At 72.8% G+C, this 22,301-nt stretch carries 21 protein-coding genes and 1 pseudogene; 12 read left to right on the top strand and 10 right to left on the bottom strand.

Annotated features, from left to right (window positions below; translation table 11 throughout):
- From B0I28_RS15675 to B0I28_RS15660, 4 genes and pseudogenes are all read right to left on the bottom strand, one after another.
- Positions 1 to 320, bottom strand: a pseudogene (locus tag B0I28_RS15675) (bifunctional D-altronate/D-mannonate dehydratase); the annotation flags it as partial.
- Positions 317 to 748, bottom strand: a complete 432-nt coding sequence (locus B0I28_RS15670; RefSeq protein ID WP_181245806.1) for a GlcG/HbpS family heme-binding protein — start codon at positions 746 to 748, stop codon at positions 317 to 319. The pseudogene B0I28_RS15675 and the gene B0I28_RS15670, both read right to left, overlap by 4 nt.
- 26 nt (positions 749 to 774) lie before the next feature.
- Positions 775 to 2,940, bottom strand: a complete 2,166-nt coding sequence (locus tag B0I28_RS15665) for a malate synthase G (RefSeq protein ID WP_106364765.1) — start codon at positions 2,938 to 2,940, stop codon at positions 775 to 777.
- Entirely contained in the window at positions 2,937 to 4,343 is a 1,407-nt protein-coding gene (locus tag B0I28_RS15660) for an FAD-binding oxidoreductase (RefSeq protein WP_106364764.1), read from the bottom strand. The genes B0I28_RS15665 and B0I28_RS15660 overlap by 4 nt, the downstream gene beginning before the upstream one ends.
- A 96-nt stretch (positions 4,344 to 4,439) precedes the next feature.
- Here B0I28_RS15660 and B0I28_RS15655 point away from each other — a divergent pair, with 96 nt between their 5' ends.
- Positions 4,440 to 5,225 carry an IclR family transcriptional regulator gene (locus B0I28_RS15655; RefSeq protein ID WP_106364763.1) on the top strand — a complete coding sequence of 262 codons (786 nt, stop codon included), beginning with the start codon at positions 4,440 to 4,442 and terminating at the stop codon, positions 5,223 to 5,225.
- On the opposite strand, the gene B0I28_RS15650 is transcribed toward B0I28_RS15655, so the two are convergent.
- On the bottom strand, positions 5,222 to 6,205 hold the full coding sequence (locus B0I28_RS15650; protein WP_106364762.1) for a GlxA family transcriptional regulator: 984 nt from the start codon (positions 6,203 to 6,205) through the stop codon (positions 5,222 to 5,224). The two genes, B0I28_RS15655 and B0I28_RS15650, sit on opposite strands and share 4 nt — an antisense overlap.
- 98 nt (positions 6,206 to 6,303) lie before the next feature.
- On the opposite strand from B0I28_RS15650, the gene B0I28_RS15645 reads away from it, so the two are divergent.
- The 3 genes from B0I28_RS15645 to B0I28_RS15635 all read left to right on the top strand — a co-directional run bounded on the left by B0I28_RS15645 (position 6,304) and on the right by B0I28_RS15635 (position 8,668).
- Positions 6,304 to 6,855 carry a dihydrofolate reductase family protein gene (locus B0I28_RS15645; RefSeq protein WP_106364761.1) on the top strand — a complete coding sequence of 184 codons (552 nt, stop codon included), beginning with the start codon at positions 6,304 to 6,306 and terminating at the stop codon, positions 6,853 to 6,855.
- Positions 6,852 to 7,838 carry an aldo/keto reductase gene (locus B0I28_RS15640; RefSeq protein ID WP_106364760.1) on the top strand — a complete coding sequence of 329 codons (987 nt, stop codon included), beginning with the start codon at positions 6,852 to 6,854 and terminating at the stop codon, positions 7,836 to 7,838. The genes B0I28_RS15645 and B0I28_RS15640 overlap by 4 nt, the downstream gene beginning before the upstream one ends.
- 125 nt (positions 7,839 to 7,963) lie before the next feature.
- Entirely contained in the window at positions 7,964 to 8,668 is a 705-nt protein-coding gene (locus tag B0I28_RS15635; protein ID WP_106364759.1) for a GH12 family glycosyl hydrolase domain-containing protein, read from the top strand.
- A gap of 69 nt (positions 8,669 to 8,737) precedes the next feature.
- On the opposite strand, the gene B0I28_RS15630 is transcribed toward B0I28_RS15635, so the two are convergent.
- Complete coding sequence (locus tag B0I28_RS15630) at positions 8,738 to 9,349, bottom strand: GNAT family N-acetyltransferase (RefSeq protein WP_106364758.1); 612 nt, start codon at positions 9,347 to 9,349, stop codon at positions 8,738 to 8,740.
- Between the two features lie 108 nt (positions 9,350 to 9,457).
- Here B0I28_RS15630 and B0I28_RS15625 point away from each other — a divergent pair, with 108 nt between their 5' ends.
- Together B0I28_RS15625 and B0I28_RS15620 are read left to right on the top strand one after the other, a co-directional pair.
- Positions 9,458 to 10,243: a TetR/AcrR family transcriptional regulator gene (locus B0I28_RS15625; protein WP_106364757.1), complete on the top strand. Its 786-nt coding sequence runs from the start codon at positions 9,458 to 9,460 to the stop codon at positions 10,241 to 10,243.
- Positions 10,244 to 10,313: 70 nt separating this feature from the next.
- Positions 10,314 to 12,662, top strand: a complete 2,349-nt coding sequence (locus B0I28_RS15620) for an ATP-binding protein (RefSeq protein WP_106364756.1) — start codon at positions 10,314 to 10,316, stop codon at positions 12,660 to 12,662.
- Positions 12,663 to 12,719: 57 nt separating this feature from the next.
- Here B0I28_RS15620 and B0I28_RS15615 read toward each other — a convergent pair whose 3' ends face one another.
- Together B0I28_RS15615 and B0I28_RS15610 are read right to left on the bottom strand one after the other, a co-directional pair.
- Complete coding sequence (locus B0I28_RS15615; protein ID WP_106364755.1) at positions 12,720 to 13,262, bottom strand: NlpC/P60 family protein; 543 nt, start codon at positions 13,260 to 13,262, stop codon at positions 12,720 to 12,722.
- Between the two features lie 164 nt (positions 13,263 to 13,426).
- The gene (locus tag B0I28_RS15610; RefSeq protein ID WP_106364754.1) at positions 13,427 to 14,770 is read right to left on the bottom strand and encodes a replication-associated recombination protein A; all 1,344 of its coding nucleotides are present in this window, start codon (positions 14,768 to 14,770) and stop codon (positions 13,427 to 13,429) included.
- Between the two features lie 209 nt (positions 14,771 to 14,979).
- On the opposite strand from B0I28_RS15610, the gene B0I28_RS15605 reads away from it, so the two are divergent.
- From B0I28_RS15605 to B0I28_RS15580, 6 genes are all read left to right on the top strand, one after another.
- Complete coding sequence (locus B0I28_RS15605) at positions 14,980 to 15,462, top strand: GbsR/MarR family transcriptional regulator (protein WP_106364753.1); 483 nt, start codon at positions 14,980 to 14,982, stop codon at positions 15,460 to 15,462.
- Positions 15,459 to 16,616, top strand: coding sequence for an FAD-dependent oxidoreductase (locus tag B0I28_RS15600; protein ID WP_106364752.1), 1,158 nt, complete (start codon positions 15,459 to 15,461; stop codon positions 16,614 to 16,616). The genes B0I28_RS15605 and B0I28_RS15600 overlap by 4 nt, the downstream gene beginning before the upstream one ends.
- A 111-nt stretch (positions 16,617 to 16,727) precedes the next feature.
- Positions 16,728 to 18,140 carry a Na+/H+ antiporter NhaA gene (gene nhaA / locus B0I28_RS15595; RefSeq protein ID WP_106364751.1) on the top strand — a complete coding sequence of 471 codons (1,413 nt, stop codon included), beginning with the start codon at positions 16,728 to 16,730 and terminating at the stop codon, positions 18,138 to 18,140.
- Positions 18,141 to 18,316: 176 nt separating this feature from the next.
- On the top strand, positions 18,317 to 19,681 hold the full coding sequence (locus B0I28_RS15590) for a TrkH family potassium uptake protein (RefSeq protein WP_106364750.1): 1,365 nt from the start codon (positions 18,317 to 18,319) through the stop codon (positions 19,679 to 19,681).
- Between the two features lie 42 nt (positions 19,682 to 19,723).
- The gene (locus B0I28_RS15585) at positions 19,724 to 20,548 is read left to right on the top strand and encodes an alpha/beta fold hydrolase (protein ID WP_219926783.1); all 825 of its coding nucleotides are present in this window, start codon (positions 19,724 to 19,726) and stop codon (positions 20,546 to 20,548) included.
- A gap of 56 nt (positions 20,549 to 20,604) precedes the next feature.
- Positions 20,605 to 21,117, top strand: coding sequence for a DinB family protein (locus B0I28_RS15580; RefSeq protein WP_106364748.1), 513 nt, complete (start codon positions 20,605 to 20,607; stop codon positions 21,115 to 21,117).
- Positions 21,118 to 21,138: 21 nt separating this feature from the next.
- Here the strand turns inward: B0I28_RS15580 and B0I28_RS15575 are convergent, their stop codons facing one another.
- Complete coding sequence (locus B0I28_RS15575; RefSeq protein WP_106364747.1) at positions 21,139 to 21,804, bottom strand: cytochrome b/b6 domain-containing protein; 666 nt, start codon at positions 21,802 to 21,804, stop codon at positions 21,139 to 21,141.
- Positions 21,767 to 22,219, bottom strand: coding sequence for an Ig-like domain-containing protein (locus tag B0I28_RS15570; protein WP_106364746.1), 453 nt, complete (start codon positions 22,217 to 22,219; stop codon positions 21,767 to 21,769). Before B0I28_RS15570 ends, B0I28_RS15575 begins: the two co-directional genes overlap by 38 nt.
- Between the last annotated feature and the right edge of the window lie 82 nt (positions 22,220 to 22,301).

Genomic DNA, 22,301 nt, shown 5'->3' with positions numbered 1-22,301 from the left:
TGGTAGACCGGCATCCCGGCGGCTTTGCCTTTGAGGTCCCACAGGGCCATGTCGACCGCGGCGATCGCGGCCATGGTGACCGGGCCGCGCCGCCAGTACGCGGAGCGGTACAGGAACTGCCAGGTGTCCTCGATCCGGTGCGCGTCCCGACCCAGCAGCAGCGGCACCACATGATCGGACAGATACGACACCACCGCCAGCTCGCGGCCGTTCAACGTCGCATCACCCAACCCGGTCAAACCCTCGTCGGTCGTCAGCTTCAACGTCACGAAATTCCGATCCGGACTCGTGACGATGACCTCTGCTTTATCGATGATCACGAGGCGGCCTCCGGCACGTCGAAGCCTTCGCGGGCGAGCGCGGCCAGCGCGATCTCGGCGTCCTGGGCCGGGGTGCCTCCGGCGACGCCGAAGCCGCCGAGGTGGCGGCCCTCGGCCTTGAGCGGGAAGCCGCCGCGGACGTTGGTGAGGAGGTTGTCGGTGCCGAGCGGCAGCGCGACGGCGAGGTCGTCCGGCATCCATCCGGAGGGCTTGCGGGTCGAGGCACCGGTGTTGGCCTTCCGCCTGCTCGTCTCCACGCTGTGCGGCGTGGTGCCGTCGGCGCGGACGTAGGCGACCAGGCCCAGGGCCGGGTCGACCACGGTCACCGCGACCGCGACGCCGAGTCGGGCGCCCTCCTCGATCGCGGCGGCGACCAGGGCCTGCGCGGACGTGTGGCTCACCGCGGCGGTCTCGACGAACTGCGGCATGGCGTCTCCTCTCGATGCGGCGGCGCTCATGCGGAGCCGCCTGCGGACTTCACTTCACGGCGGCGCCGGTGAAGGATCGGCTCGGTGTACCCGTTCGGCTGGCGGTCGCCGAGGAAGACCAGGTCCGAGGCGGCCTGGAACGCGATGCTCGCCGCGAAGTCGGCGCTCATCGGCCGGTACGCGGGGTCGTCGCGGTTCTGCTCGTCGACGACGGCGGCCATCCGGCGGAGGCTTTCGCGCACTTGGTCTTCGGTGACCACGCCGTGGCGCAGCCAGTTCGCGACGAGCTGGCTGGAGATGCGCAGCGTGGCCCGGTCCTCCATGAGCGCGACCTGGTGGAGGTCGGGGACCTTGGAGCAGCCGACGCCCTGGTCGACCCAGCGCACGACGTACCCGAGGAGCGACTGGAGGTTGTTGTCGAGCTCCTCCCGGATCTCCTCGCCGGTCCATTCGGGCTTGTCGACCACCGCGATCTGGAGGAGGTCGCCGAGCGCGGCTCGCGGGCGTCCGGCGAGTTCGCGCTGGCGTTCGGCCACGTCGACCCGGTGGTAGTGCAGCGCATGCAGCGTGGCGGCGGTCGGCGAAGGGACCCAGGCGGTGTCGGCCCCCGCGCGGGGGTGCGCGATCTTCTGGTCGAGCATCGCGGCCATGAGGTCGGGCATCGCCCACATGCCCTTGCCGATCTGCCCGTGCCCGGGCAGGCCGACTTCGAGTCCGATGTCGACGTTCTGGTCCTCGTAGGCGGCGATCCACCGCTGGGACTTCATGTCGGCCTTGCGGACGAAGGCCCCGGCCGCGAAGGAGGTGTGGATCTCGTCGCCGGAGCGGTCGAGGAACCCGGTGTTGATGAAGACGAGCCGGTCGGCCGCCTCCGCGATGCAGGCCTTGAGGTTGAGGGTGGTGCGCCGCTCCTCGTCCATGAGGCCGAGCTTGATCGTGCCGGCCGGCAGGTGCAGGAGGGATTCGACGCGGGCGAAGAGGTCCACGGTCAGGGCGACCTCGTCGGGGCCGTGCATCTTCGGCTTGACGATGTAGACCGAGCCGTAGCGCCCGTTGCGGCGGGGGTTCGCGGCGTCGCGGCCGGGCAAGGCGGCGAGGGCGGTGAGGACGGCGTCCATGATGCCCTCGCCGATCTCGGCGCCGTCGGCGTCCAGGATCGCGTCGGTGGTCATGAGGTGGCCGACGTTGCGGGCGAAGAGCACCGCCCGGCCGGGGACCGCGAGTTCGGTGCCGTCGGGCGCGGTGTAGCGGCGGTCGTCCTCCAGGGTGCGGACGACAGTGCGGCCGCGCTTGTCGAAGCGGGCCTCCAGGTCGCCGCGGTTGAGCCCGAGCCAGTTGCGGTAGGCGGCGAGCTTGTCCTCGGCGTCGACCGCGGCGACGGAGTCCTCGAAGTCGACGATCGCGGTCAGGGCCGATTCCAGGGCCACGTCGGCGAGGCCCGCGGGGTCCGCGGCGCCGACGGTGCTCGACCGGTCGAAGGCGAGTTCGATGTGGAGGCCGTTGTGGCGCAGCAGGATGCGTTCAGGGCTGCGCGGGTCGCCGCGGTGCCCGGCGAAGCGGGCGGCGTCGGCGAGCGCGGTCCGCTCCCCCGATGCGAGCGTCGCGGCCAGCGCGCCGTCGGCGACCTCGTAGGACACGACCTCGGCGTGGGAGCCGCTCGCGAGCGGGGCGGCCTCGTCGAGAAACGCCTTGGCGTAGGCGATGACCTGGGCGCCGCGGGCGGCGTCGTAGCCGCCGGGCGCAGCCTCGCCGGGGAGCGCGTCGGTGCCGTACAGCGCGTCGTAGAGGGAGCCCCAGCGGGCGTTCGCGGCGTTGAGCGCGTAGCGGGCGTTGGAGACCGGGACGACGAGCTGCGGCCCGGCGAGGCGGGCGACCTCGTCGTCCACGTCCGCGGTGGTGACGGTGACGTCGGCCGGTTCGGGACGCAGGTAGCCGATCGATTCGAGGAACGCGCGGTACTCGTCGGGGTCCACAGGGGACGGGTGGTCGGCGTGCCAGCGGTCGATCGCCGCCTGGAGCCTGTCGCGCTCGGCGAGCAGGGCCCGGTTGCGGGGGCCGAGGTCGGCGACGATGCGGGCGAACCCCTCCCAGAACTCGCGCGGCTCGATCGGCGTCCCGGGGAGGAGTTCCTCCTCCACGAACGCGTGCAGGTCGCGGTCGACGGCGAGGCCGCCGGCGTCGATTCGGGTCATGCTGATTGTCCTCGTCTAGTCGGTGCGGTGTCGTCGGCCGCGAAGATCGTTCCGGGGTTGAGGATGCCGTCGGGGTCGAGGGCCCGCTTGACGCGCAGGGAGATGTCGAGCAGGTCGTCGCCGATCTGCGCGGCGAGCCACGGGCGCTTGAGGCGGCCGACGCCGTGCTCGCCGGTGATGGTGCCGCCCAAGCGGATCGCGAGGTCCATGATCTCGCCGTAGGCGAGGCGGGCGCGCTCGTTCCGGGAGGGGTCGGCCGGGTCGCACACGACGAGGGGGTGGGTGTTGCCGTCCCCGGCGTGCGCGATGAACGCGATGGTCACGTCCCGATCGCGCGCGATGGCCTCGACGCCCGCAACGAGCTCGCCGAAGCGCGGCAGGGAGACGCCGACGTCTTCGAGCAGGAGGGGGCCGAGGCGCTCGACCGCGGGGATGGCGATCCGGCGGGCGTGCGCGAACCGTTCGCCCGCTTCGGGATCGGGGGCCTCGAAGGCTTCGCGGGCGCCGTGCGCGGTCAGCGCGTCGAGCATGACGGCGATCTCGGCGCCGTCGGGGTGCTGGTCGTCGGAGCGGGCGACGACGAGCGCGGCGGCGTCGCGGTGCAGGCCCGCGCCGAGGACGTCTTCGACGGCGTTGACGGCGATGCGGTCCATGTATTCGAGCATCGAGGGGCGGATGCGCGAGGCGATCTGCTGGACGGCGGCGGCCGCGCCTTCGGTGTCGTCGAACCAGGCGACGACGGTCCGCGGCGGGGGCGGGGCCGGGAGGAGGCGGAGGGTCAGCTCGGTGATGACGCCGAGGGTGCCTTCACTGCCGACGAACAGGTCGAGCATCGACAGGCCCGCGACGTCCTTGAGGCGCGGGCCGCCGACGCGGACGGCGCGGCCGTCGGCGAGCACGACCTCGGCGCCGAGGATGTAGTCGGCGGTGACGCCGTACTTGACGCAGCACAGGCCGCCCGCGTTGGTGGCGGCGTTGCCGCCGATGGAGCAGATCTCGAAGGACGCCGGATCGGGCGGGTACCAGAGGCCGTGCGCGGCCGCGGCGGCCTTCACTTCGGCGTTGAGCAGTCCGGGTTGGACGGTCGCCATGCGGGTGACCGGGTCGACCGCGATGGCCCGCATGCGCTCGGTGCTCAGGACGATGCCGCCGTGGACGGCGGTCGCGCCGCCGGACAGGCCGGTCCCGGCGCCGCGGGGCGTCACAGGGACGCGGTGCTCGGCGGCCCAGCGGATCGCGGCCTGGACCTGCGCGGTGGTCTCGGGGAGCACCACGGCGAGCGGCACGCCCGCGTCGGGGTCGAGGGCGCGGTCCCGGCGGTAGGGCTCCATCGCGGCGGGGTCGGTGACCAGGGCGTCGTCGCCGAGCGCGGAGCGGAGGCTTGCGACATGCGAATCCATCATCGGTTCCGCATGGTGGAATACTGATTTCGCATAGGTGTAGCGTACCGGGACGCCATATCGATGGCAATCGCTTGACATCAGGAATCGGAGGGACCGATGGCCCGAGGGACCGGGGTGCAGTCCGTCGAGCGGGCGCTCGCGCTGCTGGAAGCGCTCGACGCCGCGGGGGACGCGGTGGGCATCGGCGAGCTCGCCGCGGCCACCGGGCTCCCCGCCGGGACGATCCACCGACTGCTGCGGACGCTGGTCGACCGGGGCTGGGCGCACCAGCTGCCCGACCGCCGCTACATGCTCGGCACCCGCATCGCGCGCATGGGCGCGAGCGCGAACGCCCTGCTGGGCCGCCGCGCCCGGCCCGTGCTCCGCGCGGTCGCCGTCGAGCTCGGGGAGACCGCGAACCTGGCGGTGTTCGCCGCCGACGCCGCCGAGTACGTCGCGCAGGTCGCCGGGACCCACTCGATGCGCATGTTCACCGAGGTCGGCAGCCGGGTCCCGTTGCACAGCACCGGGGTCGGCAAGGCCCTGCTCTCCCGGCTCCCCGACGAGACCGTGCGGGACCTGTTGCGCCGCACGGGGATGCCCCGGTTCACCGACACGACGATCACCGACCCCGAGCGGATGGTCCGCGAGCTCGCCGCCGTCCGCGAGCGCGGCTACGCGGTCGACGACGGCGAGATGGAGCTGGGCGTCCGCTGCGTGGCGGTCCCCTTCACCGCCGGAGTGCGGTTCGCGATCTCCGTGTCCGGGCCCGCGCCGCGCATGACCGACGCGCTGGTGGCGCGGGCGGCGGCGGCGCTCATGGACGCCGCCGCCCGGCTGCGGGACGAACTGGACGACCGGCACGCGGGTCCGGACCGCGGCGGCGACTCCGCACAGCCCTAGCCCTGCCGGACTTGGAAGGCACGGCGGTAGGCGAGGGGCGGCATGCCGACGAGGCGGGCGAAGTGCTGCCGCAGGGCTATTGAGGTGCCAAAGCCGCAGTGGCGGGCGATCTCCTCGACCGGGAGGGCGGTCGTCTCCAGGAGGGTCTGGGCGCGGTGGACGCGGAGGCGCAGGCGCCACTGCATCGGGGTGGTGCCGGTCTGGTCGCGGAAGCGGCGGTTGAGGGTGCGGGCGGAGACTCCGGCGTGCTTTGCGATGTCCGCCAAGGTCACCGGGTCGCCGAGGTGGCGCCGCAGCCACTGCATCGTCGGCTCCAGGGACTCGCCGTCGTCGCGCGGCTCCTTGTGGGCCACGAGCTGCGCCTGGGCCGCGTCGCGCTGGGGCGTCGCCACGAAGTGGCGGGCGACCTCGTCGGCGACCGCGGAGCCGAAGTCCTGCCGGATCAGGTGCAGGCACACGTCGAGGCCCGTGGCGGCGCCGGCGGTGGTGACCAGGCGGCCGTCCTGCACGTACAGCACGTCGGGGACCGCCTCCACCTGCGGGAACCGCTGCGCGAACGCGTCGATGTCGGTCCAGTGGCAGGTCGCGCGGCGCCCGTCGAGGAGGCCGGTCTGCGCGAGCACGAACGCGCCGTTGCACACCGCCACCAGGCGCGCGCCGCGCTCGTAGGCGGCGCGGACGCTCGCGAGCAGCACGTCGGGGACCGCGTCGGACACCGGCATGCCGGGCAGGACGACGGTGTCGGCGTCCGCGATGTCGGCGAGGCCGTGCGCGGGCGCGATGCGGAACAGCTCGGTGCCGCCCGCGGCCGTCACCGCCAGCCCGGGGCCGTCGCCGCAGACCATCACCTCGTACAGCGGCGCGCCGAGCAGCGCCCCGGGCGGCCGGTCCATCGAATGCGCCGTGCCGAACACCTGGCTCGGGACCACCAGGTCGAACCCGGCGACCCCTTCGACGGCGATGACGGCGACGCGGTGCATGGCGACAACCTATCGAAAGATGGCGTTCGATCGCCTGTCCCGGTCGCCCGCGCTCCCATAGGTTCGAGGCGACCGCAAGTGATCAGGAGGAACACGCCATGCGGAACGTCATCAACTCGACCTACATCTCGCTCGACGGCGTCATCCAGGAGCCGCAGCACTGGCCCGCGACGGGCGGCTTCGGCGAGCGCGGGAACCGGATGCAGGCGGCGCTGCTCGAACGCTGCGACGCGGTCCTCATGGGCCGCAGCACGTACGAGAGCTTCGCGTCGGTATGGCCCGGCCTCGCCGGGAACCCCATGGGCGACAGGATGAACGCGCTCCCGAAGTACGTCGTCTCCACGACGCTCAAGGACCCGGAGTGGAACAACACGAACGTCATCGACCGCGACCCGGTCACCGCCGTCGCCGACCTGAAGCGGCAGCCCGGCGGCGACATCGTGCAGTACGGCTTCGGGCCGCTCGCCCACGAGCTCATGGCGAACGGGCTGCTCGACGAGCTGCGGCTGTGGATCCACCCGTTCATCCTCGGCACCGGCACGCCCGCCGACCTGCTCTACCGCGCCGGGTCCTCCGGCGGTTTCGCGCTCGCCGAGGCGATCACGCTGGACAGCGGGATCGTCATGCTCACGTACCGGACGGCGAAATGACCATGGAGTACCGCCGGTGCGGGCGCAGCGGCCTCGACCTGCCCGTGATCTCGTTCGGGCTGTGGCACCACTTCGGCGACGGCGGCGACGCGGCCGCCCGCGCGATGATCCGCCGCGCCTTCGACGCCGGGGTGACCCACTTCGACCTCGCGAACAACTACGGCCCGCCGCCCGGGGCCGCCGAGGAGCGCTTCGGCCGCGTCCTCCGCGAGGACCTGCGCGGGCACCGCGACGAACTCGTGGTGTCCACGAAGGCCGGATGGGACATGTGGCCGGGGCCCTACGGCGACTTCGGCTCCCGGAAGCACCTGCTCGCCTCGCTCGACCAGTCCCTGGCCCGGCTCGGCGTCGACTACGTCGACGTCTTCTACCACCACCGGCCCGACCCGCGGACCCCGCTGGAGGAGACCCTGACCGCCCTCGCCGACGCAGTGCGCAGCGGCAAGGCGCTCTACGCGGGCGTCTCTTCCTACGACGGCCCGTCGACCGCGGAGGCGGCGAAGATCCTCGCCGACCTGAAGGCGCCGCTCCTGGTCCACCAGGCGCACTACTCGATGCTTTCCAGGACGATCGAGCACGGGCTGCTCGACACGCTCGCGGAGGCGGGCGTCGGCTGCGTGGCGTTCGCACCCTTGTCGATGGGCCTGCTGACCGACCGGTACCTGGACGGCACGATTCCCGCGGATTCAAGGGCCGCAAAGGGAGAGGTCCTGTCCGCGGCCGACCTGACCGACGGCCTCCTGACGAAGCTCCGCGCCCTGTCGGCGATCGCGGACCGGCGCGGCCAGCGCCTGTCCCAGCTCGCCCTCGCGTGGGCGCTGCGCGACGAGCGGGTGACCTCGGTCCTCACCGGCGCGGGCTCGGTCGAGCAGCTCGACACGACCTTGGGCGCGCTCGACGGCCTGCACCTCGCCGAGGAGGAGCTGCGCGAGATCGACGAGGTCCTGGAGGGCGGCGATCCGTTTGTCAATAGGCAGAACTAAAAACGCCCGTTGTCGGTAGATATAGACATCGACTTTGTTGCATGATTTAATCAACACTTGTATCGACGTTCGTGCATCTACGAATGTCGTGGATCGAAGCCGCTCCACAGAAAGGCAAGTCCCGCATGCAACGCAGATCGCTCCTCACCGCAGCACTGGCGGCACCGCTCGCCGCCGCGGGCGCCGTCGGCGCCCTCCAGTCCCCCGCGCAGGCCGCGACGTGGTCCTCCTCCGACGACTGGGGGAAGTGGACCGACGGCGCCTACACCGTCAACAACCACGTCTGGGGCAGCGGCGCAGGCGACCAGTCCATCTGGGCGAACTCCCACTCGAACTGGGGAGTGTGGGCCAATCACCCCAACACCGGCGGCGTCAAGTCCTACCCGCACGTCGCCTACCAGCTCGGGCGCGACGTGTGGAACATGGGCAGCGTCTCCGCGAACACCAACGTCACCGTGCCCTCGGGCTCGAACCTGGCCTACTGCACCACGTACGACGTGTGGGGCAACGGCCACGACTACGAGATCATGATCTGGACGCAGTACTACGGCGCGGTCGGCCCGATCGGCTCCTACGTCACCGACGTCAGCCTCGGCGGCCAGAACTGGGCGTTCTACCAGGGCAGCAACGGGTCGAACGCGGTCTACAGCTTCCTGGCGCGCAACCACACCACCGACACCTGGGTCGACATCACCGCGCACGCCCAGTGGCTGGTCGCCAACGGCCGCATGCCGCAGGTGACCATCGGCGAGATCGCCTTCGGCTTCGAGATCACCTCGTCGACCGGCGGGTACAACTTCAACTGCAACAACTACTCCCTGTGGACCTAGCGGCCGGCCAGGCCACAAGAGACGGCCGCCCGGACGGCGATCGAACCGCCGCCCGGGCGGCCGCGGCCTTTACGCGGGTCCGCGCCACATCGGGAGGAGCCGGGGTCCGCCGTCGGGCAGTCGGATCGGGTCGCCGGACCGCTCGAAGCCGTGGCGCTTGTAGAGGCGGGCGGAGTCGTCGGTGCTCGCTTCCAGGTACACCGCGGCGGCCTCGCGATCGACCGCTGCGAGGCGTTCACGGAGGATCGTCCCGCCCGCGCCCGAGCCGCGGTGGGCGGGGGCCACGGCGATCGAGTAGAGGTAGACGTGGGGGAACCGGCGCGGGTGCGCGGCGCCGGTGGCGCGCAGCGCCTGCTCCGCGCGCCGCAGGAGCGGCAGGCCGGTCGATGCCGCCAGCGCCGCGACCTGATCGGCCTCGGCTCGGAGCTTGTCGAGCGAGTCGAGGCGCCGCCACACCGAGACGCCCGCGATGGCCTCGCCGCGCGTCGCGATCCATACTTCGTCCTCGACGAGGTGGCCGCGGAGGGTCGCGGTGAAGTACTCGTCGTACAGGTCCTCGGGCACCGGCCCCGCGGACGTCAGCCACGCGTTGACCGCCTCGTCGGCCGCGGCCGCGGCGTACGCCGGGACGAGCGCCTCCAGGTCGTCCTCGGCCGCCCTGCGAACCGTGAACCCGTCCATGTTCCCTCCCGGAATGTACGTCGTATCGTTCTCTCGAAGTTATCCGTCCACCCCAGGGAAGTCCTATGATTTCGTCACGGATTCGAAGTGTGACGAAATGGAGCCGAGATGGACCGCTGCGCGCAGTGCGGCGCCGGCATCGACCAGCCCGAGCGGGGTCGGCGCCGCCGCTACTGCTCCCGTTCGTGCCAGGCCCGCGCGTACCGGGCACGAAGCGCCGCACGGCCGACGGAGCGCATCGCGCGCCCGCGCGAACTCACTCCGGCCCGCATCGCCGCGGCCGCGGTGGCCCTCGCGGACCGGACCGGGTTCGAAGGTCTCACCATGCGCCGCTTGGCGACCGAACTCGGGATCGCCACGATGGGCCTGTACCGGCACTTCCCGTCGCGGGACGCGCTCGTGGTCGCGATGACCGACGCCGTCCTCGACGAGGTCCGGCCGCCCGGTCCGCTCCTGACCGGCTGGCGCCCGCGGCTCGAACACGAGGCGCGCGAGGAATGGGCGCTCTACCGCCGCCACCCGTGGGTCCTGCCCGCGATCGCCCGCAGCCGCCCGCCCGTCGGCCGCGGCCTGCTCGCCAGCGTCGACCGGATCCTCAGCGGCATCGAGGACCTCGGCGTCGGCCCCGAACGGCTCCTCTCGGTCTACCTCGCCGTCTCCGGTCTCGTGCAGGGCCTCGCGCTGCTCCCCGCGGCCGAGGCGGCCGCCCGCGCGGCCACCGGCGAGGACCTGGCCGAATGGTGGTCCCGCCGGGGCGAGGCGCTCGCCGACCTCTTGGCCGAGTTCCCGTTCCTGGCCGAGCGCTTCGGCCCCGAGGCCATGGGCCTCGACTTCGACGCCCTCTTCGAGTTCGGCCTCGCCACGCTCCTGGACGGACTCGAAGCCCGGTCCTGACGTCCACAGTGCCGTGTCCGGCGCCGATGCGAGGCATGACGGCGGCGCCGTGAGCGCCTATCATGTCCGCATGGTCGACCAAGGGCCCGAGGCCGCGGAGACGCTCCGGTCGTTTCGGCTGCGCGCCATGCTGACGCAGGAGGAGCTTGCCTACAAGGCCGGTGTCAGCCCGCGCACCGTCAGAGGCATCGAACTAGGTCAGGTCCGGCCCCAGCCGAACACGCTCCGGCTGCTCGCCGCGGCCCTCGACCTCGCGCCGGACGCCCGCGCGCTCCTGTCGGGCTCGCCCGGCCGCGCCGTCGCCGTGCCGCGCGAGCTCCCGCGGGTCCTCCCCGCGTTCGCCGGGCGCGCGGGCCCGCTGGACGAGGCCTTCACCGCGGTCGAGGACGGCGCGTCCGTCATCGCGATCCAGGGCATGGCGGGCGTCGGGAAGACCGCGCTCGCGGTGCGGATCGCGCACGACCTGGCCCCCCGCTGGCCCGACGGGCAGCTGTTCGTCGACCTCCACGGCTTCACGCAGGCGGTGCCGGCGCCCGGCCCCGCCTCGGTCCTGGCGCGCGTGCTGCGCGGGCTCGGGGCGACCGAGCAGGCCCTGCCGTCCGACGTCGGGGAACTCACCGCCCGGTACCGCAGCGTCCTCGCCGACCGGCGCGTGATCCTCGTCCTCGACAACGCGGCCGACGCGGCCCAGGTCGAGGCGCTGCTCCCCGGCACGCCGAACGGCCTCGTCCTCGCGACGAGCCGCCGGGACCTCTCGGACCTGGCGGGCGCATACGCGATCTCGCTGGAACCGCCGCAGGAGGACGAGGCCGCGGCCATGCTCACCGCCGCCCTCGCCGACCGGATCACCGCTGACGAGGCCGCGGCGATCGCCGACCGGTGCGGGCGGCTCCCGCTCGCGATGGGGCTCGCGGCGGCGCGCCTGCGCAGCCGCCCGCACTGGCGCGTCGAGGACCTGCTCGCGCGGCTCACCGACGACGAGCGGCGGCTCGACGAGTTCGACATGGGCCACCGCGGCGTCACGGCCGTGCTCCGGTCCTCGTACCTCGAACTCGCCCCCGAGCAGCGGCGGCTGCTGCGCCAGCTCGCCCTCGTCCCGGGCGCCGACGTCGACGCCCGCGCCGCCGCCGCGCTGTCCGAGACGGACGAGCAGCGGGCGTCGGCCCTGATTGAGTCTCTTGTAGACGTCCATCTCGTCGAGACCAGGTCGCCGGGGCGGTACCGGCTCCATGACCTGGTGCGGCTCTTCGCGTCCCGGCTCGCGAACGCCGAGGACACCGGGCGGGAGCGCGACGAGGCCCTGGCGCGGCTGTACGGCGTGTACCTGCATTTCGGCTACCGCGCGGCCGCGCGGACCGTCCAGAACGTGGCGCGCTTCGACACCGGCGCGGCGGCGCACGACCTCGGCCTGCCCGGCTTCGCCGACCGCGACGCGGCACTGGCGTGGTTCCGGGCCGAGCACGCCAACCTGGAGTCCGCCGCGGCGGCGGCCGCGCGCGCCGGGCACCACGACCAGGCCTGGCACCTGGCGACGGTCTTCAACGGCTTCGTCTCGTACCACCGCGACCCGGCCGCCCACGCCGCCGTCAACGACATCGCGCTCGCCGGCGCCCGCGCGCTCCAGGACACCTGGAAGCTCGCGTACTCCCTCGGCGACGCCGGGCGCAGGCTCGGGGTCGAGGGCCGCATCGGCGACGGGATCGCCTGCCTCGCAGAGGCGGTCGCCCTCAAGCGGGACCTGGGCGAGCACGGCGACGCGGCGCTGACGCTCGCCAACATCGGCGTGCTGCACCGCCGCTCCGGCCGGTTCGCCGAGGCGCTGGCGGTGTACGAGGAGGCGCTGGACCTGGCGGCGGCCACGGGCGACGCGGTGGCGGTCGCGACCGTCCTGCTGAACATGGCCGCGCCGCTGATCCGCCTCGGCCGCCTCGACGAGGCCGAACGCCGCCTCGCGGAGGCCGAGGAGCGGTTCGCCCCCGGCGACGACCACAATCGCAACCGCATCAAGGTCTTTCGGGGCAACCTGCTCCGCGAGCGCGGGGACGCGGCCGGGGCGGCGGCGGTGCACGCGTCCTGTCTGGACGCCTGCGTGAGGGAGGGCATCCGGACCGGCATCACCGCGACGCTGCTCGAACTCGGCGAGGACCTGCTCGCGCTGGGCCGCGGCGAGGACGCCGTGGAGCGGTTCGAGCAGGCGGTGGCGCAGTCGGAGGAGATCGCGGACCACTCCTACGAGCGCGCGGCCCGCAACGGCCTCGGCCGGGCCCTCACCGCGCAGGGCCGCACCGCCGAGGCGGTCGTCCAGCACGAGCGGGCCGCGGCCCTCGCCGCAGCGCAGGACGACGCCTACGAACTGGCCCAGGCGAACCGGGGCCTCGCACAGGCCCGCGAAGGCCGGGGCGGCCCCGCGGCGGAGTAGCCGGGCGCGCCGTCGGCGAGCGCCCGCAGCAGGGCGCCCGCCGACGGGACCGGTGGATCAGCCGTTCTCGATGAACTTGTAGCGGCGCGGGATGTAGCCCTGGTTCTGGAGGATGTTCGCGTCGATGCGCTGGTGCCGCATGTCCAGCGCAGGGGTCGCGAGGTCGTAGTACCACATGTAGCCGGAGTCGATGCTCCACGAGTCGAACAGCATCGTGTGGTTGTCGTAGGCGTTGACGATGTCACCGGCCTTGAGCTCCCTCCAGAGGATCTGGCGGGAGATGTCGGGGAGGCTGCGCGTGCTGTGCCCGGGGGCGGGGCTGTGCCAGCACATCGACACGAAGCCCGAGCAGTCGGTGCGGTAGCGGTGGCAGCCGTGGACCGCGTCGGGCTCGGTGTCCGAGCCCCCGACGTACTGCACGTTCCGCTCGAACCACTCGTGCGCGCGGTTCATCACCTGCGAGCGCTTGATCGGCCCGTTGTAGTCGGCGTGCGCGGCCCCGGCGAAGCCGAGCGCGCCCACCGCGGCCGCGGCGGGCAGCAGGAGCGCCGACGTCAGCAGTCGCCGCCGCGACGGGTTCGCCTGTTCGGTGTCGGTCATGGAGTTCTCCTTCGGGAGGGATGATCCGTGCCGTGTGGCACGCTCCACAAAGTCAAACAAGATCCCGCTGCGGGATCGAGGCAAGCGAGCGGCAATCCGAGGGCGCCGTTCGTCCGGCGGCCGGCCTGGATTCGGGGTCGCGCGTCGGTCGAGCCCGCCTCGGCTCACGGTTCGGTCCCGCCGCCCCCGGCGTCCTCGCGCCGCAGCCGCGCCCGCAGCTCGGCCCAGTGCTCAAGCCGCTCCCCCACGCGCGCTTCGTACCCGTTGCGCGTGGGGCGGTAGAACCGCTGCCGGTCCATGCCCTCGGGGAAGTACTCCGCGCCGGAGAAGCCCTCGGCGGTGTCCGGGTCGTACCGGTAGCCCTTGCCGTAGCCGATGTCCTTCATCAACCTGGTGGGGGCGTTGAGGATGTGGGCGGGCGGGGCGAGCGAGCCTGTCTGCTTCGCGCTGCGCTGCGCCTCCCCGAACCCGCGGTAGACCGCGATCGACTTCGGCGCGGTCGCGAGGTAGACGACGGCCTGCGCGATCGCGAGCTCCCCTTCGGGCGAGCCGAGCCGCTCGTACACCTCCCACGCCGCGAGCGCCTGCCGCACGGCCTGCGGGTCGGCGATCCCGATGTCCTCGTTGGCGAACCGGACGATGCGCCGGGCGATGAACAGCGGGTCCTCGCCGCCGTCGAGCATCCGCGCGAGCCAGTACAGGGCGGCGTCGGGGTCGGAGCCGCGCATGGACTTGTGGAGCGCCGAGATGAGGTTGTAGTGGCCCTCCTGCGCCTTGTCGTACAGCGGCGCGCGCCGCTGCACGGTCTCGGCGAGCGCGGCGGTGTCCAGGGGCGGCGTGCCCTCGGGCAGCTCCTGCAACTGCTCGACCATGTTGAGCAGGTAGCGGCCGTCGCCGTCGGCCATGGCGATGAGGGAGCCGCGGGCCTGGTCGTCGAGGGGGACGGGGCGCACTTCCCGCTCGGCGCGGGCGAGGAGGGTTTCGAGGGCGGCGGTGTCGAGGCGGTGGAGGACGAACACCTGGCAGCGGGAGAGCAGGGCGCCGTTGAGCTCGAAGCTGGGGTTCTCGGTGGTGGCGCCGACGAGGATGATCGTGCCGTCCTCGACGTACGGCAGGAACGAGTCCTGCTGGGCGCGGTTGAACCGGTGGATCTCGTCGACGAACAGCATCGTGCCCTGGCCCGTGTCGCGGCGGCGCTGCGCGGCGGCGAACACCTTCCGCAGGTCGGCGACGCCGGAGAACACGGCCGACAACGGCTCGAACGCGAGGTCGGTCTCCTCGGCGAGCAGCCGCGCGATCGTGGTCTTCCCGCACCCCGGCGGGCCCCACAGGACCGTGGACACCGGTTTGCCGCGCGCGACCATGCGCCCCAGCGGCGCGTCCGGGGCCAGCAGGTGGTCCTGCCCGACGACCTCGGCGAGCGTGCGCGGCCGCAGCCGGTCGGCCAGCGGCCGCGGCGGGTCCTCCCCGAACAGCGGCAGCGCCGGAGGATCAGCTTCGGTACTCATGTCTCTTCTCCCATGGCCTGCGCAATCGTCATCCCATAGACCCTCTCTCACGGGTGGGACAGTGTTCGCCGACCCCGGGATATTGCTTCCGCGTTCAGACGGTTTCGGGGCCCATGAACGGTCGGCGACCGCCCCGGCGCAGTCCCGATCGGCTTGCAGCGCGATTGCGGCCGTTGCCATTTCAGTTATTTCAGTTTATGCTGTAATACATGGCAAGTAGTGAAACCGGAGAGGACGGGCCCGCCGACGCCGAGGTGCTGGAGTGGGTCGAGCAGGTGGCGGCGTACCTGGCCGCCGACGGCGTGCCCCCGATCGCCGGGCGCATCCTGGGCTGGCTCATGGTCTGCGACCCGCCGGAGCAGTCCGCGGCCCGGATAGCGGCGGCGATCGGCGCGAGCCGCGCCTCGCTGACGACGAACCTGCGGGTCCTCCAGTCCATGGGGTTCATGACCAAGCGGACCCGTCCGGGAGAGCGCACCGCCTACTACCGGCTCGCCGACGGCGCGTGGGAGGCGGTCGTGCGCCGCCAGATCGCCGCGCTCGCGTCCTTCCGCGACGTCACCGCCGCCGGACTCGCCCTGCTGGGCGCCGATACCGCCCGTGCAGGGCGCGTCCGCGAGGCCCAGCGGGTCTTCGACTGGATGGCCGAGGTCTTCGAGCACGCCCCTCCGATCCGCAAGGAGCCGTCATGACACCAGGGAACGCCATCGTCGTCGGCGCGGGCATCGGCGGCCTCGCGGCCGCGATCGCGCTGCGCCGCACCGGCTGGGACGTCACCGTCCTCGAACGCCGCGCGGAGGCGGGCGAGATCGGCGCGGGCATGTCGCAGGGCCCCAACGCGCTCCGGGCGCTCGACGCGCTCGGCGTCGGGGACCGGGCCCGGGAGGTCGGCACGCCGTTCTACGGCACCGCGAACCTCCGCGAGCCCTCCGGCCGCGACCTCAACCGCGCCGAGTCCGGCCAGTCCCTGCCGCTGCTCGGGTTCCACCGGGCGGACCTCCACCGCCTCCTGCTCGACGCCGTCCCGGCCGCGGCGATCCGCACCGGCGCGGCGGTGACCGGCTACCAGACCGCGCCGTCTGGTGCGGCCGTCAGCCTCGGCGACGAGGTGCTCGAAGCCGACCTGGTCGTGGCCGCCGACGGCGTGCACTCCACCGCCCGCCGCACCCTCTGGCCCGACGCCCCGGACCCGGCCTTCTGGCACTACACCGTCTGGCGCGGCGTCGCCGACCTGGACCTCGATCCGGCCGCGGGCGGCATGACCCTCGCCAAGGACCGCTACTTCCTGATCATGCCGCTGCCCGAGGCCCGCGTGTACTGGGCGCTCGGCGCCCGCGCCGAGACTGCCGGGGAGCGGTCCGCCGACGAGGCCGCCGAGGTCCGCCGCCGCACCGCGGGCTGGCACGACCCGATCCCGGCCCTGCTCGACGCCACGCCGCCGGACCGGGTCCTCCACCACGACATCGCCGACCTCGACCACGCGCCGCTGCCGACGTACGTCCACGGGAGCGTCGCGCTCCTCGGCGACGCCGCCCATCCGATGAGCCCCGACCTCGGCCAGGGCGCGGGGCAGGCGCTCGAAGACGCCGTCGTCCTCGCCGCGGCCCTGGCCGGCGCTCCCGACGTGTCGACCGCCCTCGCACGCTACGACGCCGAACGCCGGCCCCGCACCCAGTGGATCGCCCACGCCGCGCACCGGAAGGGCACCGGCTACATCTCCGGCAGCGCCGCCCGCCAGCGCATGCTCGTCTGGTCGACGCGCATGCTTTCGGCCAGGACGCTCGCAAGCCTGACCGCCAAGGGGCTCGCGCGGGTCTGGGACTGGGAGCCGCCGCGCCTGACGTGAGCGTGGACGTCGACCGAGGTGATGTCAGCTCGTGTCGTGTAGGGTTGGGCGCGGTGTGCCGGGAAGTCTGGTCGGCGAGTCCTGTCAGCGACCCCGAATCGGAGCCGCACCGTGCCCACCGACCTGAACGAGCCCTGGAAGTCCCCCGTCTGGCGGACCCGGCCCGCATTCCTGTACTCGCGCAAGCCCCTCGCCCGCTACGTGGGCCGGCCGGCCGCCGAGTTCCTCAAGATCGAGCCCGCCGCGGGCATGGTGCTCGTGGCATGCGCGGTCCTCGCGCTGGTGTGGGCGAACTCGCCGTGGGCCGCCTCGTACCAGGCGGTGTGGGGCATGGACATCACGATCCGCATCGGATCGTTCGAGCTCCACCACTCGCTCAAGGACTGGATCAACGACGGCCTCATGGCGGTGTTCTTCTTCGTCGTGGGCATGGAGATCAAGTCCGAGATCGTCTCCGGCGAGCTGCGGCAGGTCCGCAACGCCGTCGCGCCCGTGGCCGGGGCGATCGGCGGCATGGCCGTGCCCGCCCTCCTCTACGCCGCGTTCAACGCCGGGGGCGAGGGCGCCGGGGGCTGGGGCGTGCCGATGGCGACCGACATCGCGTTCGCCGTGGGCGTGCTCGCCCTGTTCGGCTCCCGCATCCCTTCGGCGGCGAAGGTGTTCCTGCTGACGCTCGCGATCGTCGACGACCTCGGCGCGATCGCGGTCATCGCCGTGTTCTACACCGACGACCTGTCGATGCCCTGGCTCGCCGCGGCCGGGGCGATCCTCGCACTCGCAATCAGCCTGCGGGTCCTCAACGTGTGGTCCGGTCCGGTCTACCTCGTCGTCGGCATCAGTCTGTGGCTCGCCGTCCTCGAATCGGGCATCCACGCCACCATCGCCGGGGTTGCGATGGGCCTGCTCATCTCGGCGAAGCCGCTCCTCGATCCCCATGCGGCCCATGCCAAGGCGCAGGAGCTCGCCAAGGACGGGCTCACGCTCGGGGAGACCGAGCGGCTCGTGCGACTCACCCGCGACGCCCAACCGCCGACCCACCGCCTCCAGCACCAGCACCACCCCTTCTCGTCCTTCATCGTGCTGCCGCTGTTCGCCCTCGCGAACGCCGGCGTGGTCCTTTCTGGGGACCTCCTCGCCGCGGCCGCCGCATCGACCGTCACCATCGGCATCGTCTTCGGGCTGGTCGTCGGCAAGACCCTCGGCATCACCGCGGCGGTCTGGATCGCCGTCAGGACCGGGGCCGGGCGCCTGCCCGAGGGCACGCGGTGGCCGCTGCTGACCGGCATCGCCGCCGTCGCCGGGATCGGCTTCACCGTGGCGCTGTTCATCACCGAACTCGCCTTCCACGACGCCGCGCTGCTCACCGACGAGGCCAAAATCGGCGTCCTCGCCGGGTCGTTCGCCGCCGCGCTCATCGGTTCCGCGATCATCGCGTTCACCGCGCCCCGCGAGCCGGAGCGGCAGCCCGAGGATGACGAGGAGGACGCCGCCGAGCGCGACCCGGCCGGGGCCGGGGCGCGGTGAGCGCGGCCGAAGACTACGGGCCTTGACGGAATTCTGACGCCGCCGTCCCGGGGCCCTCGGACGGGGCGTTTCGGCCGCAGATCGGGCTTCCCGGGTCTGCGACCTGCGCCGTCGTGGCCGAACGGGCCCCGGCGAGGTGCACGGGGCGGCGGCGAGTCCGCGGTTATGGTCCAGGGGTGTTCCGAGCCCTGCGACATCCCGCCCGCCTGGTGCCGTTGGCGTTCTGCGCGTTCATCCTCGCCGGGACCGTGCTGCTCAAGCTCCCGGCCGCGACCGAGACCGGCGAGGCCGCGCCGCTGCTGACGGCGCTGTTCACCTCGGTCTCGGCGGTGTGCGTGACCGGGCTGGTCGTAGTCGACACCGGCACGTACTGGTCCGGGTTCGGCGAAGTCGTCATCACCGTGCTCATCCAGATCGGCGGCTTCGGGATCATCATGGCCGGGACGCTGCTGGGCCTGCTGGTCCTAGGAAGGCTGCGCCTGCGCGGGCGCCTGCTGGCCCAGAAGGAGAACAGCACGGTCCACCTCGGCGACGTGAGGGCCCTCGCCGGGCAGATCGCGCTCCTGACGCTCATCGTCGAAGCGGTCACCGCGATCGTCCTGGCCCTGCGGTTCCACTTCCATTACGGCTACGGCGCAGCCGAATCGGTCTGGCACGGGGTGTTCCACTCGGTGGCGTCGTTCAACAACGCCGGGTTCGGGCTGGAGGCCGACAGCCTCATGCAGTTCGTGACCGACCCGGTGATCTCGCTGACCGTGTGCGCCGCGATCATCATCGGCGGCATCGGGTTCCCGGTGATGGTCGAGGTCCTGCGCAACACGCGCAACGCCTGGCGGCACCGGCCCGGCCAGCGGCGCGCACGCGTCCGGTGGTCGCTGCACACCCGCATCACGGTGCTCATGACCGGCGTCCTCCTCGTCGTCGGCTACGCCGTCTACCTGACCCTGGAGTGGCGCAACCCGGGCACGCTCGGACCGCTCGGCGTCGGCGACAAGCTCCTCGCCGCGTTCACCGCGGGCGTGCAGCCGCGCACCGCCGGGTTCAACAACCTCGCCGTCGCCGAGCTGCGCCCCGAGACGCTGCTGGCGACCGACGCGCTCATGTTCATCGGCGGCGGCCCCGCCGGGACCGCGGGCGGCATCAAGGTCACCACCTTCGCGCTCCTCGCGGTCGTGATCTGGGCCGAAGTGCGCGGCGAACCCGACGTGGCCGTCTTCGGCCGCGCCATCCCCGCCGAGACCCAGCGCCAGGCCCTCACCGTCGCGCTCCTGGGCGTCGCCGCCGTCGCGGCCGGAACCGCGATCATCATGCTCGACACCGGCTTCGGCCTCGACCACGTCCTGTTCGAGGCCGTCTCGGCGTTCGGCACCGTCGGGCTGTCCGCCGGGATCACCCCCGAACTCGGGCCGGTCAGCCAGATCGCGCTCATCGTCCTCATGTTCCTCGGCAGGGTCGGCACCGTCGCGGTCGCCGCCGCGCTCGCGCTGCGCCTGCGCGGGCGCCGCTTCACCTACCCGGAGGAGCGCCCCCTCGTCAGCTGACGCCCGCGGGCGGACTTGAAGCGGGAACCTAGTGTTGCCGTCATGCCAATGCACTTCGTCGCGCAGGGGGCCGGGACTCCCGTCCTCGCGGTCCACGGCTGGACCACCGACCACCGCCTCATGGCCGGGTTCATGGAGCCATGCTTCACCCGCCGCGCCGCCGCGCGACCGGACGCGCCTTCGTACCGCCGCGTCTACCCCGACCTCCCCGGCATGGGGCAGACGGAGATCACCGAGCGGTACCGGGGCTCGGACGACATGCTCGACGCGCTCCAGGGCTTCGTCGACCACGTCATCGGCGACGCGCCGTTCCTCGTCATCGGCGAGTCCTACGGCGGCTACCTCGCCCGCGCCCTCGCGTGCTCCCGCCTCGGGCAGGTGCTGGGCCTGGCCCTGGTGTGCCCCATCGGGAAGGAGGCCCGTCGCTCCAAGCGGACCCTCCCGCCCCACACCGTGATCGCACGCGACCCTGGACTCATGGCCGGGCTGCCCCCGGCGGACGCCGCCTCGTTCGGCGACCTCGCCGTCGTGCAGTCCCCGGAGACCTTCCGCCGCTTCCGGAAGGAGATCGCGCCCGGGCTGGCGCTCGCCGACGACGAAGGGCTGCTGCGGGTGGCGCGGCGGTACGAGCTGTCGACCGCGCCCGAGTCCGGTGCGCCGTTCGAGCGGCCCGCGCTGATCGTGACCGGCCGCCAGGATGACAACACCGGCTACGCGGACGTCTATGCGCTGCTTGAGCACTACCCGCGCGCGACGTTCGCCGTCCTCGACCGGGCCGGGCACAACCTCCAGATCGAGCAGCCGGACCTGCTCGACGCGCTGATGGAGGAATGGCTCGACCGGGTCGAGGAGTCCGCGCCGAGCTGAAGCGTCTCCGCGCAACCGGGTTGCGGCGCACTGCGGTTCCGGGCGAGGATCGGGGCATGGCTGACTTCGGCACCAGGACCGATCCGCCCGGGCGGGCCGGGGAGCGGGAGACGCTGCTCGGGTTCCTCCGCTACCAGCGGGAGACGCTGGCGCTCAAGTGCGCGGGCCTCACGCCGGAGCAGGCGGCGCGGCGGGCGGTCGAGCCGTCCTCGATGTCGCTGCTGGGGCTGGTGCGCCACCTCGCCGACGTCGAACGCGGCTGGATCCGCGGCCGGATCGCAGGCGACGTCGCCGAGCCGCTGTTCTGGCGCGAGGACCGCCCCGACGCGGCCTTCGACGAGGCCGAGGGCACCGCGGCATGCGTCGCGGAGGCGTGGGCGGCGCTGCGCGAGTCCGCCGAGTTCACCGAGCGGTTCGCGGCCGAGGCGTCGCTGGACCGGACCTGCGAGGACCGCCGCGGCCTCGTGTCGCTGCGCTGGGTCCTGTTCCACCTGATCGAGGAGTACGCCCGCCACAACGGCCACGCCGACCTCCTCCGGGAGCGCATCGACGGCAGCGTGGGCCAGTAGCGGGCGGTTCCGGTGCGCGGTTCACCGCCTGCGCCGCGTCCACTCCGGCCAGACCCGTTCGGCGTCCGACCTTCTCAGCCGCCCGCCGAGGTGCATCGAGCGCCACACGCCGCGGTACCCGGGGAGCACCCCGGATGCGATCAGGATGTGGCCCAGGATGAGCGGGGTCAGCAGATAGGTCGACCACCGGTGGATCAGGTTGCACCACGCGAACACCGTGCCGCCGGAGGCCAGGACCAGCCCGACGCCGCTCGCGATGAGGAGCGCGAGGAGGACCAGCATGGCGACGTTCGCGATGCGCTGCCCGGGGTCGAAGCGCCCGCTGTGCGGGGCGAACCGGCCCGTGAACGCCGCCGCGGGCCAGCGCCGGAGCCAGGCCATGTCGCCCTTGGCGAACCGCACCGAGTCCGCCAGCAGCGACCGCAGCCCGCGCCGCCCGATCAGCGCGCCGCCGGCCGCGACGGCGGCGAGGGCCCAGCCCGCGCCCGTGTGGATCTCCGCGTCCGACCGGCCGGTCGCCTCCGCCAGGAGGCTCGGTCGGCCCTCCCGGCCGAGGGTGAGCCACCAGCCGGTCCCGAGCAGCACGAGCGTCGTCGCGTAGACGCCCGCGTGCAGCCACCGGGCCCGGGCGCTGTTGCGCCGGACCGGTTCAGTAGCCGTATCCGCCGCCGTCGTCCTCGTCCTCATCGCCGCCTCCCCCGCCGGTGCCGTCGCCGATCGTCACGGTGACCTCGTCTTCGGCCCCGGCCGCCGAGTGGTCGGCGTTGCGCAGCGACACGTTCAGCGTGTGCTCGCCCGGTTCGAGCCCTTCGAGCACGGGCGAATCGGCACTGACCTCGTACTCTTCGCCGTTCCCGGACTCGATCACCTCGTAGGTGCCGTCGTCCCCGTCGAAGTACAGGTGGACGTGGTGGTTCCCGGACTCAGTCGTGCCCAGCTCCTCGCTCGACTCGACGACGACGGTGAACGGCGCGGTGAGCTCGTCGCCCTCGGCGGGCTGCTCGATGCTCACGGACGGGCCGTCCCCGCCCGGATCGGTCCCGCCGCAGCCGGCGAGGATCAGCGCGCCGACCGCCAGCGGCGCCGTCAGCTTCTTCAGCATGGTCTCGTCTCCCCTCGAAGCGTGGTGCTGAGGTAATACGGCCGGGCGCGCCGAAAGGATTGGCGTCCTCCGCAATCTCTCG

The sequence above is a fragment of the Glycomyces artemisiae genome (genome assembly GCF_003002955.1).
Taxonomy (GTDB): Bacteria; Actinomycetota; Actinomycetes; order Mycobacteriales; family Micromonosporaceae; genus Glycomyces; species Glycomyces artemisiae.
This window is presented reverse-complemented; position numbering and strand designations above follow the sequence as displayed.